The organism is Clostridiales bacterium (assembly GCA_014799665.1).
Lineage (GTDB): Bacteria > Bacillota > Clostridia > Christensenellales > Pumilibacteraceae > Anaerocaecibacter.
The window spans coordinates 63,328-77,928 of the sequence record JAAVHP010000029.1 but is presented as its reverse complement, the minus strand read 5'-3'; the positions used below and the strand labels follow the sequence as shown (position 1 = coordinate 77,928).

Here is a 14,601-nt window from a genome sequence, read left to right as displayed (position 1 = left end):
TTCTTTTAGAGAATTTGTGGAGAATAGTTATGGGTAAAATCATCAAAATAAGCGGACCGCTTATCGTAGCGGACGGTATGCAGGACGTCAAGATGTACGACGTGGTACACGTGTCAGACAAAGGACTTATCGGCGAGGTAATCGAATTGCGCGGCGATAAGGCGTCCATACAGGTATACGAGGAAACGAGTATGCTCGGCACGGGCGAGCCCGTGACCTCGACCGAACAGCCGCTGTCCGTCGAGCTCGGTCCGGGGCTTATCGGCGGTATTTACGACGGTATTCAGCGCCCGCTCGAAAAGCTTCAAGCATTGTCGGGCGACCGCATCGACCGCGGCGTTTCCGCGCACGCGCTCGACCACGAAAAGAAGTGGGAGTTCACGCCCGTCGTTAAGAAAGGCGATGCCGTTCAGGCAGGCGACGTTATCGGCACGGTGCAGGAGAACGAGGTTATCACGCACCGCATAATGGTGCCTTACGGCGTAAGCGGCAAGATCGACAGCATTAAGAGCGGCGCGTTCACCGTTGAGCAGACCGTTGCGGTCGTAAACGACGGCAAGAAAAAACACGACGTACGTATGCATCAGTACTGGCCGGTGCGGCGCGGCAGACCGTATATTGAAAAGCTTCCGCCAGTGGAACCGCTTATTACCGGTCAGCGCGTAGTCGATACGTTGTTTCCTATAGCGCGCGGCGGCGTGGCTGCCGTTCCTGGTCCGTTCGGCTCGGGCAAGACCGTTTTACAGCACGCGCTCGCTAAGTGGAGCGACGCGGATATAATCGTATACGTAGGCTGCGGCGAACGTGGCAACGAGATGACAGACGTTCTCAACGAGTTCCCCGAGCTTATCGATCCCAAAACGAATCAACCGCTCATGAAGCGCACCGTGCTTATAGCCAATACTTCTGATATGCCGGTTGCGGCGCGCGAGGCTAGTATTTATACGGGTATCACGATCGCCGAGTATTACCGCGATATGGGCTACTCGGTAGCTATCATGGCGGACAGTACTTCGCGCTGGGCGGAAGCGCTCCGCGAAATGAGCGGACGGCTTCAAGAAATGCCGGGCGAGGAAGGCTATCCCGCATACCTTTCGAGTAGGCTCGCGGAGTTCTACGAGCGCGCGGGCACGGTTAGGCTTTTGGGCTCTAAGGAGCGCACGGGCTCCGTTACCGCCATAGGCGCGGTGTCTCCTCCCGGCGGCGATATGTCAGAGCCCGTCAGCCAAGCGACTTTGCGTATAGTCAAGGTGTATTGGGGGCTATCGAGCGCGCTTGCATACAAGCGGCATTTCCCCGCGATCGACTGGCTCGTCAGCTACTCGCTGTACTCGGATAGGCTTGCCGAATGGTTCTCGCGTAACGTCGATCAGCAGTTCAACGCCTACCGTACCGAGATAAGCAAAATCTTGCAGGACGAGGCGCGACTTGACGAGATAGTAAGGCTCGTCGGTATGGACGCTCTTTCGCCGCGCGACAGGCTCACTATGGAAGCGGCAAAATCGGTGCGCGAGGACTACCTGCACCAAAACTCCTTCCACGAGGTCGACACCTATACCTCGCTCAAAAAGCAGTTTAAAATGTTAAAGCTTATAGTCGACTACTACCACCAGGGTCAGCGGGCGCTCGACCGCGGCGTGGGCGTGGACGATATTCTCGGCGTGCCCTGCCGCGAGCAGATAGGTAGAGCCAAGTACGTGGTAGAGACCGATATGGCTAAGCTCGATACGTTGCATGATGAGATGGTGCAGCAACTTGCCGAACTCAAACAAGAAAACGATTAATCGCGCTGTCAACGATTTATAAGAGGGTATAATAAATGCGTAAAGAATACCGTACGATTAGAGAGGTTGTAGGTCCGCTCATGCTCGTAGAGCAAGTAGAGGGCGTTAAGTACAACGAGCTTGTTAAAATCACGCAGAACGGCACGGACGAGGTTCGGCTCGGGCGCGTTCTGGAAGTAGACGGCGATAAAGCGCTCGTTCAGTTATTCGCGCCCAGTCGCGGCTTGAAGATAGCCGACGCAAAGGCGCAGTTCACGGGCAAGGCGATCGAGCTTAAAGCGTCGCACGATATGCTCGGGCGCGTGTTCGACGGCATGGGTAATCCCATTGACGGCGGCGCGGAGATCCTGCCCGAAAAGAGCCTTGATATTAACGGCAGCCCGCTCAATCCCGCAAGCCGTGATTATCCCAACGAGTTCATTCAAACGGGCGTGAGCGCGATAGACGGGCTTAATACGCTCGTGCGAGGACAAAAGTTGCCCGTGTTCTCGGCTTCGGGTCTGCCGCACGCCGACCTTGCCGCGCAGATAGCAAGGCAAGCCAAGGTCAAAAACACCGACGATAAGTTCGCCGTCGTGTTCGCGGCAATGGGTATCACCTACGAGGAAAGCGAGTTCTTTATTAACGATTTCAGGCGCACGGGCGCTATCGACCGCACGGTCATGTATCTTAACCTTGCGAACGACCCTGCCGTTGAGCGTATCAATACTCCGCGCATGGCAATGACTGCCGCCGAGTATTTGGCGTTCGATTGCGATATGCACGTGCTCGTTATTATGACCGATATAACAAACTACGCGGAAGCGCTTCGAGAGATCTCTGCGGCGCGCAGAGAGGTGCCGGGGCGGCGCGGCTATCCCGGATATTTGTACACCGACCTTGCGACCATCTACGAGCGCGCGGGGCGTATACGCGGCAAGAAGGGCTCTATAACGCTTATACCCATTCTTACCATGCCCGAGGACGACAAAACGCATCCCATTCCCGACCTTACTGGGTATATTACCGAGGGGCAGATAATTCTCTCGCGCGAGCTGTACAAAAAAGGCTTTAACCCGCCGATCGATGTTCTTCCCAGCCTGTCGCGACTTAAAGACAAGGGCATAGGCAAGGGCAAGACGCGCAAGGATCACGCCGATACCATGAACCAACTGTTCTCGGCGTACTCGCGCGGCAAGGACGCCAAAGAGCTTAGCGCGATACTCGGCGACGCAGCACTTACCGACGTAGATAAGCTGTACGCCAAGTTTGCCGAGGAGTTCGAAAAGAAGTATATCAATCAGGGCTTCGACGCTAATCGCAGTATCGAGGAAACGCTCGATATCGGCTGGGAGCTATTAAGGATATTGCCGCGTAGCGAGCTTAAACGCATACGCGACGAGCACCTCGACGAGTTCTACGACGCTAAGAAATAGGTAACTCATGGCAAGACTGAACGTTAATCCTACGCGCATGGAATTGCGTAGGCTCAAAGACAGGCTTAAAACCGCCGAGCGCGGGCATAAGCTGCTCAAAGACAAGTCGGACGAAATGGTTCGGCAGTTTTTGGTGCTTATTAAAGAAAACAAGCGACTTCGCGAGGAGATAGAAGGCGAGATAGCCGACGCGCTTAAAGCGTTCGCGTTCGCGGGCGGTGTGCCGCTCGACGTCGTTCAGGCTATTGCGTTGCCTACTCTTACCGCTAAGATCACGGTCGGGAGCAAGAACGTTATGGGCGTGGACGTGCCGTTCATGACGACCGAGCGCGTGGGCGAGGTGCAGCTGCCGTACGCGCTGTGCTCCGCGCCTGCCGAGCTCGACGACGCTGTGCTCAAACTGACCGCGCTGACCGATAAGATCCTGCATCTTGCCGAGGTCGAGAAAACGTGTAATATGCTCGCTGACGAGATAGAGAAGAACCGCAGGCGCGTGAACGCGCTCGAATACGTTATGATCCCGCAGCTTCAAGAAACTATCAAGTATATCCTAATGAAGCTCGACGAGAACGAGCGCGCCGCTATCGTGCGTTTGATGAAAGTTAAATAGCTTACTTTCTTTTTCGAAAGAAAGTAAGCAAGAAAACTTTAAGTTATTTACTGCATGGTAGCAATTACCGCGCATTTGTTTTTTGTAAGCAAAGAAAACTTTAAATTAAATATAAAAATCGTATTCGGCAAGCACTGTCGGTACGATTTTTTCATAATGATCGAAAATATATTGATTTTCTTTCGGTGATATGGTATACTTATTATGCCAAACAAGTTATATGCCCTAATAAGGAGTACGGGGTTTTTTATTAAATCGAATAGGTATATACTTTTCTCATATCGTCCATATATGAATTTGGTAAAAATGCAAATTCCTTTTATGTGGACGAAATTTCCGTACTGCATATTAACTTGTTTGGCGACAGTCGGAGTTTGCGTTTTTCGTGCGTTGACTTCGGTTGGCGCATTTTTTATGTAATTTTTTAGGAGGTACCTATGAAAAAATTATTTACAACACTTTTGGCTCTTATGGCGTGCGTTTTCGCATTGTTCGGCTTAGGCGCCTGCGGCGGAAGCGACGGTGGCAGTGGAGAAACCGACGGAACACAACCGGGCAATTCGCCCAACGGGACAGTCAATACGCCGACGGAAACGTACGTACCCACGGCAGCGGATATTGTTGCGGCACGTAAAAGCGCTGTCGACGAAAAGGTCCAAGGATACGATTTCGATTTAACGATCACAGGCGATTTCCAAGTGCTCGGTTTGGGTACCGCATTGAACGGCAAATACGACGGGAAGTATCGCTATGACGGCAATAATGACGAGGTAGCGTTTAAGCGCACGACGAGTGGCGCGCTTTTGGCGGATTCCACTTGCTACGTGTTCACTTCGGGAGATAATCGCATTAAGGCAACGATGGACGGAAAGGACAGCAAGGTCGTGAAAAAGCTTTCGATAGAAGCTGTCGAGGATCAAGATATAACTATGGTTAATTTGCCCGTAGTTAAAATCGTTGACTCGGCAAACGAAAGTAGTATAAGCGACATAACCACGCTTAAAAATTCCGCTTATGCGTATTCCTGCAAGCTCAAAGCTGGGAATAATAATATTGCATATACCGCACTTAATAAGGTTTTTGAAAAGCTCGGCACGGGCGTATCGTTTAAGGGAATAACGTTAGCCGAAGATACGAGCACGTTCGATTTTAATATAAAAGACGGCAAGCTCAATGATTTCAAGCTCGGTATGAAGCTCCAAATCGACGTTAAGGCAGTTAAAGTGGTTGTCAGTGTAGATTATACGCAACGAGGGAATTCGACCGAGATTTCTCTGCCCGATACTGCAAACATTGCATACAAGGCTGCGGATATTCAAGCGGAAGTGAGCAAGATTAATGCCGCAGTCGCAGACATAAAGGATGATCCCGTTTATTCGCTTGATTTAACTGCGGAAAATGAATTCGATCCCGGTTGGAACAAGCTTGCCATTGTAGACAGCTATACCGCAAGAATGTACAAGAAAACGGAAGACGGCGTAGACTGGTTTAATCATTCCTATTATTACAAAGCGCACAGTGAAACGGCGGGTAAGGAAACGTATAAGTACACGCTCGGCAACGTGAACGGCGAAGATGCGGATAATCAGGGTTCTTGGCTTATTTCCCGTAAATCAAAAAATACTCAAACAAGAGCCGACGGTGTTACCGCTGCCACGCAATTCGATTTTCTTACTTCCGTAGTTAAACAGACGGCGAGCGAGATCGACTGCATTAAAAAGCAAGTAACAGGCACGACCGTTACATATTCCGTATATCTCGGTAAAGCCGCGACTAAGACTGTGCAAGAAAAAATCGTCGCTATGATCAATACCAATAGCTACGAGGACGTAATAGAGGTCGAAAATTACTTCAATACCGAGAATGTTATCAAGGACGCAAGCTTAGTTGTCGTTGTGACCGACGGAAAGATTTCTTCGATAGTTTGCGATACCGAGCTTTGCTATAACCCCACGGGCGGGGAATATACCGAATATAATATCACGCTTAATAATAAAATCGATTTGCAAGTAAACAAAAACTTGGATAAAGCGAATAAATACGAAATCCCCGATAAAGTAAAGGGTAACGCGATCGGTTGGGGTAATAATCTTAACGACAGCGAGTATTACATTTTATAACGTACTTTCTTTTTCGAAAGAAAGTAGGCAAAGAAAACTTACTTCTTTTTCGAAAGAAGTAAGCAAGAAAACTTTAAGTTAAATAATTTTTAGTAAACGTATTGACATTTCGATTATAACGGTATCTAATAACAATAGAGTCGTGACTGGCAAGAACCCCGGGCAATTGGAGCCCGGCACTTACTGCAGGTCACGGCTCTTTTTTATTTCTAATTTTTAATCGTATCGCATATTTATAAACCATGAATATGAATATGCGAAAAATACCGTTTATTTTTGCGGCAATAATGACCGTCGTTACAGTGCTATTTCTTTGCTCGTGCGGCGTGAGCGGAATGAAGAACGTAAGCGAGCGGCGCAGCGGGTATTTTACCGCGACGGCGGACGGCTGTACCGTTACCGCGGTATCGGGCGTGCGCGAGGACCCGTACGCGCTCGACGGCGCGACTAACGAGCTAGTTCCGTACACGCTTATAACGCTCGTCCCGTCGAGCTTCGACGTGGACGCGGTCTATACTTACGTTGCCGTAGTGGACGGCTCTACGTTCGGCGGAACGCTCGTCGTTCATCCGTTCGCCGCGAGCTTTTCCGCGGAGTTCGAGCACGAGGCGATAGGCGAGTTTACCGTGTCTATCGAGCGCAACGGGACTAAGACCGACTACGCACTGTCGTCGCTCGTTACCGCCGATATGATAGACTATTCGAGCGCAATAAGCGCCGCCGAGAACGAGTTCCGCGACCTAAGCGGACAATACGAGATCCGCGCGCGCATTATCAAAAACCCGATAGACGGTTCGGGCGTGTGCTGGCACGTAGCGTTCATAACCGCCGAAGGGCAGTGCGGCGTTCTTCTCGATCCCGTCACGGCGCGGGTCATTGCCAAAAAAGCAAATTAAATAATATCGGTGCGCCCCAGTAGGTAATCCGTCGATACGCCGAAAAAGTCCGCGAGCAAAACTATATAGGTTGCCTTCGGCTCGTTTACGCCCCTTTCCCAATAATCGATAGCTTTTTGGCTTACCCTTATTTGTTGAGCGAGCGCTTGCTGCGACAGACCGCGATCTGCCCTCAACTCTTTTAACCGAGTTCCAAACATACTATTATTTTAGAAAAAAACTTCTTAAAATACTTGACAAAGAAGATTTCTTCTTGTAGAATAATGGATAGAACGCGCTTGTCAGCTTACGACGCTTTTTGTAAGGTAAGCGAGTTCACACATATTTTTCCCACATACAGAAAAAAGTCGCAATCGTTTGCGGCTTTTTTCATAATCTAAAACAAAACGAGAGGTCAAATTAATGACCGCTCGTTTTTGTATTTTAACTTAAAGTTTTCTTGCCTACTTCTTTCGAAAAAGAAGTAGGTTTTCTTTGCTACTTTCTTGTTCACAAGAAAGTAGGGAAGTAACTAGTCTTTCTTAGCGCGTTGCTTGTAGCCTTCGAGGCGGGCTTTCGCTTCCTGCTCGGCGCGTTCGAACAACTGCTGCGCGATCTCGGGCTTAGCCTTAGCGAGCGACTTATAGCGCGTCTCGCCGCCGATAAACTCTTGATAGCTGCCCGTGGGATCCTTGCTGTCGAGAATGAACGGGTTTTCGCCTTTTTCGGCAAGATCGGGATTGAAGCGGTAGAGCTGCCAGTAGCCTGCCTTGACCGCCTTGTCTTCTTCCGCCATGCCCTTGGACATATCAATACCGTGGTTGATACAGGTAGCGTACGCAATGATGAGCGACGGGCCGTGATAGGCTTCGGCTTCGGCAATCGCCTTGATGACCTGGTTCTTGTCCGCGCCCATAGCGACCTGCGCCACGTACACGTAGCCGTAGGTCATAGCCATAGCGCCGAGGTCTTTCTTCTTGGTGCGCTTGCCGCCCGCGGCGAACTTAGCGACCGAACCGGTGGGGGTGGACTTACTCGACTGACCGCCGGTGTTGGAGTACACCTCGGTGTCTACAACGAGCACGTTGACGTCCTCGCCCGAAGCAAGCACGTGGTCGAGACCGCCGTAGCCGATATCGTACGCCCAGCCGTCGCCGCCGAAGATCCAGATCGACTTTTTGACAAGGCAATCTTTGTCGGCGAGAATGTCTTTAACGAGCGCGGCTTTCTCGGCGTCGAGCTTCTTCGCGCCTTCGAGCACTTTTACAAGCTCGGCGGCGGCAGCCTTGCTGCCTGCGGCGTCGTCCATGTTGTTGATCCAGTTATTGCACGCGGCGGCGCACTTCTCGCAGCCGGTAGCGGCGAGCGCGGCGACCTTGTCTTTAAGCGCTTCGCGGCGCGCCTTGTACGCAAGGTGCATACCGTAGCCGTACTCGGCGTTGTCCTCGAACAACGAGTTAGCCCACGCGGGACCGTGACCCTCGGCGTTCTTGGTGTAAGGGCAGGTGGGAGCGGAACCGCCGTAGATCGACGAGCAGCCCGTAGCGTTCGCTACGACCATGCGGTCGCCGAAAAGCTGGGTGATAAGCTTGACGTACGGCGTTTCGCCGCAGCCCGCGCACGCGCCCGAGAATTCGAACAACGGCTGTTTGAACTGGCTGCCTTTGACCGTATCGACCTTGACCTTGTCGGCAACGTCGACGAACGGAATCGTTTCGGAATGCGCGTAGTTCTTGCTCTCGGCGTCGATAACGTCGTCGAGCGGTTTCATAACGAGCGCCTTTTCTTTGGCGGGGCAAACGTTAGCACACGATCCGCAGCCCGTGCAGTCGAGCGGCGAAAGCTGAATGCGATAGTTGTATGCGGTGTCTTTAAGCTGAGCGACCGCGGGCTTGGTGATATAGGTCTTGGGCGCTTTCGCGTCTTGTGCTTTGGTGGATAGAACGGGGCGCAAGCACGCGTGCGGGCAAACGAGCGAGCACTGGTTGCACTGTATGCAGTTGTCGGCGATCCAGACGGGAACGGTGGGGGCAATGCCGCGCTTCTCGTACTTGGTCGTGCCGGTAGGAACGGTGCCGTCGGCCGCGAACGCCGATACGGGCAGTTTGTCGCCTTCCTGACGAAGAATGGGATTGACGACGTTCTTGAAGTAGTCGTCGCCGCCGACCTCAGCAGCTTTCGCGCCGGTCTTGGCGTTAGCCCACTCGGCGGGAACCTTGACTTCTACAAGCCCCGCGATAGCGTTGTCTACGCACGCGTAGTTCATGTTGACGACGTCGTCGCCCTTCTTGCCGTACGCTTTTTTGATCATCTGCTTCATGTAGCCTGCGGCTTCCTCGTAGGGGATAATGTCGGCAAGCTTGAAGAACGCAGCTTGGCAAACGGTGTTGACGCCCTTGCGTGCGCCGATCTCGTTGACTATTTTAAGCGCGTCGATCGTGTAAAGCTTGATATGCTTTTTGGCGATGGTCTGCTTCATTTCGGCGGGAAGCTCGCAGTCGAGCTGTTCGGGCGTCCAGTGGCAGTTAAGAAGGAACACGCCGCCTTCCTTAATGTCGTCGACCATGTTATAGTGTGTGACGTACGACGGGTTGTGGCAAGCCACGAAGTCCGCCTGGTCGATGAGGTAGGTCGACTTTATCGGCACGTCGCCGAAGCGAAGGTGCGAGATCGTAAGACCGCCGGACTTCTTGCTGTCGTAGAAGAAATAGCCCTGCGCGTACTTGTTCGTGTGGTCGCCTATAATCTTGATCGAGTTCTTGTTCGCGCCGACCGTGCCGTCGCTGCCGAGCCCGTAGAACTTGCAACGGATAGTGCCGGCGGGCGAGGCGTTGATGAACTCGGAGTAATCGAGCGACGAATTGGTTACGTCGTCGTTGATACCGATAGTGAAGTGATTCTTCGGTTTAGCGGCTTCGAGGTTCTTGTACACGGCGTTGACCATGGACGGGTTAAACTCTTTCGAGCCGAGACCGTATCTGCCGCCGATGACCTTGATATCGGCTTTGCCCGCTTCGAGAAGGGCGGTGCAAACATCGAGGTAGAGCGGTTCGCCCAAAGAGCCGGGCTCCTTGGTGCGGTCGAGCACGGCAATGCGCTTGACGGAAGCGGGAAGAGCTTTTACGAAATGCGCTACCGAGAACGGACGGTACAAACGTACTTTCAAGAGACCGACTTTCTTGCCCTGCTTGGCGAGGTAGTCGACGGTTTCTTCAACGGCTTCGCAGCCCGAACCCATCATAACGATAACGTCCTCGGCTTTCTTGTCGCCGTAGTACTGGAACAGCTTGTACTCTCTGCCCGTAACGGTCTTGACCTCGTCCATCATCGCCTGAACGATATCGGGCGTGGCGTCGTAGTACTTGTTGGCGGCTTCGCGGTTTTGGAAGTAGATATCCGCGTTCTGCGCCGTGCCTTTCTGGGTAGGGTGCTCGGGGTTAAGCGCGCGCGACTTGAACTCGCGAATTTCTTCCATGCAGCCCGTCTTTTCGGCGAGCTTTTTCATCTCGTCGTACTCGATGCCGTCGATCTTGTCGATCTCGTGGCTTGTCCGGAACCCGTCGAAGAAATGCAGGAAAGGTACTTTGGCTTTAAGCGTGGACAGATGCGCTACGAGCGCAAGGTCCATAGCTTCCTGTACGGAGTTGGAAGCGAGCATTGCAAAGCCGGTCTGGCGGCAAGCCATAACGTCCGAATGATCGCCGAAAATGTTAAGCGCGTGAGCGGCAAGCGCGCGTGCGCTGACGTGGAAAACGGTCGGCAAAAGCTCGCCCGAGATCTTGTACATATTGGGGATCATGAGGAGTAGACCCTGCGACGCAGTGTACGTAGTGGTGAGCGCGCCCGCGCAGAGCGAGCCGTGAACCGCGCCCGCAGCGCCGCCTTCCGACTGCATTTCCGCAATACGGAGCTCTTGCCCGAACATATTCTTGCGTCCTGCGGTCGCCCACTCGTCGGCGTACTCCGCCATGGGCGAAGACGGCGTGATGGGGTAGATTGCCGCGACCTCGGAGAAGGCATACGCAACGTGGGACGCTGCGGTATTGCCGTCGATAGTCATTTTTACCATAAATACCTCCAAAGTAAATTATTACGAGTTGATTTCGGTCGAAAAGCACGCGAAAAAAACGCCGCTTTAACGAACCGAATATATTATAAAACATAATATAAATAAAGTCAAGACTCTATCTTTAATAAATATAATTTCAGCGATAAAAAAATATATGAATACCCATGATTGAATAACATGACAGAAAAATAATTGACTATTGCGTTTTTCGGTGGTAGAATATAATCGATACGGAGATGTTGCACTATGTCGAAAGATGAAAGCGATAATGACGATAATATCCTGCGCGCGATAAGCGCGTCGATCCGCGACTGTTCGGAAACGGAGCGTGCGGAAATATATTCGCATATAAAAAAACAAGAGAAAAGCTTCGAAGTGATAAACGGCATAGATACAACGGGCGTCGAACCGCTCTATGAGGTAGACGGCGGCGACGGGCTTCGTGTGGAGAAAATAAAATGAATATTTTAGACTTATCCCTGCGCGAATACGTAAACGCGGTACGCGCCGAAGAATTTCCCGTGCGGGAAGCGATAGCGGCGTATCTCGACCGCATAGAGCAAACCAAAGAACTGAATAATTTTATAACCGTTTGTTCGGGCATTGCCGATATGCTCGCCAAGGACAGGGACGGGCTTATAAAACACGAGAAGTGGTTAGCGCCGAAGGTGCCGCTTCTCGGCGTGCCGATTGCGGTTAAGGACAATATCGAGATAGCGCATGAACGCTGTACCTGCGCGTCGCGCGCGCTCGAAAACTACGAATCGAATAACTTCGCAAGGGTTATAGAACGTTTATTATACTCGGGCGCGGTGATAGTGGGCAAGACGAATATGGACGAGCTCGCTATGGGCAGTTCGACCGAAAACTCGGCGTTCGGCGCGGCGCGGAACTTTCACGATAGTACGCGTTCGGCGGGCGGGAGCAGCGGTGGCTCGGCTAACTGCGTGGCGGCTAAACAGGCGTTGGCGGCGTTAGGCAGCGACACGGGCGGCTCGGTGCGCCAGCCTGCGGCGTTTTGCGGCGTGGTCGGGTTAAAGCCCACCTATTCGAGCATTTCACGCGACGGGCTTTTGGCGCTCGTGCCGTCGCTCGACCAGATAGGCATTTTCGCGCGTGATTGCGACGACGCGTACATACTGTTTTACGCGCTATGCGAGCGCTACGAGATGAACGCGGAGATCGCCGAGGGCGAATTAAACTGCGATATGCGCGGCAGAAAGATAGGCGTTATCAAGCAGTCGCTCGGTGTTGCGGGGCTCGATATAAAGGTCAAAGAACAGTTCGAAAAATCGGTAGCGCATATCGAGAAGCTCGGCGGGGAAATAGTCGAGCTCAATATACCGTCGTTTGACGCCGCGCTCGACGTGTACCATATTATTTCCTCTGCGGAAGCGGTGAACTCGATACGGCATAAAACAGGCGTGCCCGATATTGATTTGACGCTCGTCGGCGGCGAGGTAAGGCGGCGGCTCGTTACGGGCGCGTACGTGCTAGGCGGCGATAACTACAAACGACTTTACATAAAAGCGGCAAAAGTCCGCGCCGTCATTAAACGCGAATACACCGTCGCGCTAGAAAACGTCGGCGCGATTATAACTCCCACTTCGCCGACGGTCGCGACTAAGCTCGGCGCGGCGCGCGATCCGCACGCCGAACACGCCTGCGACAAGTTCGCGGCGGCTGCGAGCCTTGCGGGGCTTCCCGCAGTGAGCGTGCCTTTTGGCACGGCTTACGGTCTGCCCGTAGGCGTTCAGGTGATAGGCAGGGCGAACGACGAGCGCGGAATTTTGGAAGTGGGTAAAGCTTTAATGAACGGCTGATAAAACCGAGTAGCTAATATAGAAATTTCGCTTGACTTCGGGGGGGGGTATGGTATACTCTCCTTATAAAATATAATAGGAGTAAACTATGAAAATCAAAAAGCCCATTGTCGCGCTTTTATGCGCAACGCTTGCTATCACCGCGTGCGGTGCGCTCGTCGCTTGCGGTAATGACCAATACGGTCTCGGCACTACCACGATAAACTTAGCCGATTACGTCGACGACACGCCAACCGAGATAGGCTATGCGACGAAAACCGCCCTTGAAAGAATAAACCCGAACAATACCGCCGCGATCGGCAGTTACTATTCGAGCTATTACAGAATTTTCAAGACTTTTTCTTCGCCCGCTACGTACAGCGTGTACTTTGTAGAGACAGGCGAAAGAATGACCGACTTAACCGAGCAGCCGACCGTTGTCAGCGGCACGATCACCACTTTAAGACTGTCGCGCACGAACTCGTCGACGGGTATGGTGGAGTACGCATACTGCGCGCCCGACGGCACGATGATTTTCGACTATAACAGATACGTAAATAGCTATTACGATAACCCCGTGACTTTCACGTCCGTCAGTATGTACGAGGGCGATAATAAGACGGCTACGCGAATGATCAAGGCTACGGCAATCGTCAAGGCGGGCGAAACCAACGAAACGATAACCAAGTATTTCAAGATCGATACCAAGTCTCACTCTTACACTTCGTATACCGAAGTAAGCGAAAGCAATCTCAAAGAAGTTCCGTCGTACGCAGAAACCGATTACACGGTGGGCGGCAACCCCGATTTGCAATACGTAACCTATACGGGCAGCGACTTAGAGGTCAACGGCGGTATTCTCGATTACAGGTATAAAGATTTCGGCGATACGCGCTATTTCTATAAGAACGGCGATAAGACCGGCTCTGTCGACATGAAGGACGGCGAGGAACTCGGCTTCGTCGGCAATAATTTCTATTACTACACGATCACGACCGCCGCGCCCGAAAGTAGCTCGTACAACTTAGCGGTGCAGGTGGACGGCACGCTCGTGAAAGGGAACTACAAGCTGTTTAGATACGACGTCGTAAAAAATTCTACCAAAGAGCTCGACACCGACCTCATGATATTGCGTGTAGATCCCATGTATAACTACTCGGCAAAAGCTTACGACGCGGCGCGCGTTTACGCCGTGGAAAAGACTGACGGCGTGTTCTATTACGCCGATATAGACGTCGACGTGCCGGTGGGCGAGAGCGACAGCTCGGTGTATATTGCCGACAGCAGCTTGCGCATCGCGTGCCAAGTGCCCGACGAGGTCAGGAACTATACGAGCCTATACAAGCTTACCGACGACAGGTTCGCGCTGCTCGGCTATAACAGCTACAATAGCGGCTACGTTTTCGACGGCGGCTATAACTACGTTTGCGATATATCTGGTTCGCTGTACGTAAACGAGCAGCTTATTTCGTTCACCCACGGCGGTAAAGTAGGTCTTAAAGACTATAACGGCAAAATCGTCATCGAGCCTAAATATAAGTCGATAGGCACGTTCTACGGCGGAATAGCGATCGCAACCAAGGAGAACGACGACGGCGAAACGATCTCCGTTCTTCTCAATAAAAACGGCAGCGAAACGGCATTGCCGCAGAACGATGCGGAAGAAGGTGTATACGTAGAAACCTATTCCAATGGCATATACGTCGTTTCGACAAGAACCGACAGCAAGTATACCGTAACGGTTTATAACTACGAGCAAAAGGCGATTAAGACCTTTGAAAACGTAAACACTATCGGCAATGTTTACGTAAACGGCTCGTTCGTTTCGTACTCCGACGGCGAATACGACGAAGTGTACAAGATAAAATAATCACGCTTTATTCGATAAGGACCTCGCTCGAAGGAGCGGGGTTTTTCTTTGCATAA

General features: G+C 52.0%; 10 protein-coding genes. 8 read left to right on the top strand and 2 right to left on the bottom strand.

The features are described 5' to 3' along the window. Positions 1–23 precede the first annotated feature (23 nt). The 5 genes from HDT28_09280 to HDT28_09260 all read left to right on the top strand — a co-directional run bounded on the left by HDT28_09280 (position 24) and on the right by HDT28_09260 (position 6,825). Positions 24–1,784, top strand: a complete 1,761-nt coding sequence (locus tag HDT28_09280; protein MBD5132756.1) for a V-type ATP synthase subunit A — start codon at positions 24–26, stop codon at positions 1,782–1,784. Between the two features lie 35 nt (positions 1,785–1,819). Beyond that, positions 1,820–3,199 (top strand): V-type ATP synthase subunit B, encoded by a 1,380-nt coding sequence (locus tag HDT28_09275; protein ID MBD5132755.1) that lies wholly within the window; start codon positions 1,820–1,822, stop codon positions 3,197–3,199. A 7-nt stretch (positions 3,200–3,206) separates the two neighbouring features. Then, positions 3,207–3,809 (top strand): V-type ATP synthase subunit D, encoded by a 603-nt coding sequence (locus HDT28_09270; GenBank protein MBD5132754.1) that lies wholly within the window; start codon positions 3,207–3,209, stop codon positions 3,807–3,809. A 437-nt stretch (positions 3,810–4,246) separates the two neighbouring features. Next, on the top strand, positions 4,247–5,929 hold the full coding sequence (locus HDT28_09265; protein ID MBD5132753.1) for a hypothetical protein: 1,683 nt from the start codon (positions 4,247–4,249) through the stop codon (positions 5,927–5,929). Between the two features lie 248 nt (positions 5,930–6,177). Next, a complete protein-coding gene (locus HDT28_09260; GenBank protein MBD5132752.1) occupies positions 6,178–6,825 on the top strand; it encodes a hypothetical protein in 648 nt (215 codons plus the stop codon). Here HDT28_09260 and HDT28_09255 read toward each other — a convergent pair. Then, positions 6,822–7,025, bottom strand: coding sequence for a helix-turn-helix transcriptional regulator (locus HDT28_09255; protein ID MBD5132751.1), 204 nt, complete (start codon positions 7,023–7,025; stop codon positions 6,822–6,824). The two genes, HDT28_09260 and HDT28_09255, sit on opposite strands and share 4 nt — an antisense overlap. A 311-nt stretch (positions 7,026–7,336) precedes the next feature. Further along, positions 7,337–10,873 carry a pyruvate:ferredoxin (flavodoxin) oxidoreductase gene (gene nifJ / locus HDT28_09250; GenBank protein ID MBD5132750.1) on the bottom strand — a complete coding sequence of 1,179 codons (3,537 nt, stop codon included), beginning with the start codon at positions 10,871–10,873 and terminating at the stop codon, positions 7,337–7,339. 246 nt (positions 10,874–11,119) lie between these two features. Between nifJ and HDT28_09245 the strand changes: the two genes are divergently transcribed. The 3 genes from HDT28_09245 (at position 11,120) to HDT28_09235 (ending at position 14,545) form a co-directional block, all read left to right on the top strand. Then, positions 11,120–11,335, top strand: a complete 216-nt coding sequence (locus HDT28_09245) for a hypothetical protein (protein MBD5132749.1) — start codon at positions 11,120–11,122, stop codon at positions 11,333–11,335. Beyond that, the gene (locus HDT28_09240; protein ID MBD5132748.1) at positions 11,332–12,696 is read left to right on the top strand and encodes an Asp-tRNA(Asn)/Glu-tRNA(Gln) amidotransferase subunit GatA; all 1,365 of its coding nucleotides are present in this window, start codon (positions 11,332–11,334) and stop codon (positions 12,694–12,696) included. Before HDT28_09245 ends, HDT28_09240 begins: the two co-directional genes overlap by 4 nt. Positions 12,697–12,784: 88 nt before the next feature. After that, complete coding sequence (locus tag HDT28_09235) at positions 12,785–14,545, top strand: WG repeat-containing protein (protein MBD5132747.1); 1,761 nt, start codon at positions 12,785–12,787, stop codon at positions 14,543–14,545. The last annotated feature ends 56 nt before the right edge of the window (positions 14,546–14,601 follow it).

Excerpts from the sequence above, each read along its gene's own strand:
- HDT28_09260 (MBD5132752.1), top strand. The coding sequence starts at position 6,178 with ATGAATATGCGAAAAATACCGTTTATTTTTGCGGCAATAATGACCGTC.
- HDT28_09240 (MBD5132748.1), top strand. The coding sequence starts at position 11,332 with ATGAATATTTTAGACTTATCCCTGCGCGAATACGTAAACGCGGTACGC.
- HDT28_09245 (MBD5132749.1), top strand. The coding sequence starts at position 11,120 with ATGTCGAAAGATGAAAGCGATAATGACGATAATATCCTGCGCGCGATA.
- HDT28_09255 (MBD5132751.1), bottom strand. The coding sequence starts at position 7,025 with ATGTTTGGAACTCGGTTAAAAGAGTTGAGGGCAGATCGCGGTCTGTCG.
- HDT28_09235 (MBD5132747.1), top strand. The coding sequence starts at position 12,785 with ATGAAAATCAAAAAGCCCATTGTCGCGCTTTTATGCGCAACGCTTGCT.
- nifJ (MBD5132750.1), bottom strand. The coding sequence starts at position 10,873 with ATGGTAAAAATGACTATCGACGGCAATACCGCAGCGTCCCACGTTGCG.
- HDT28_09265 (MBD5132753.1), top strand. The coding sequence starts at position 4,247 with ATGAAAAAATTATTTACAACACTTTTGGCTCTTATGGCGTGCGTTTTC.
- HDT28_09275 (MBD5132755.1), top strand. The coding sequence starts at position 1,820 with ATGCGTAAAGAATACCGTACGATTAGAGAGGTTGTAGGTCCGCTCATG.
- HDT28_09270 (MBD5132754.1), top strand. The coding sequence starts at position 3,207 with ATGGCAAGACTGAACGTTAATCCTACGCGCATGGAATTGCGTAGGCTC.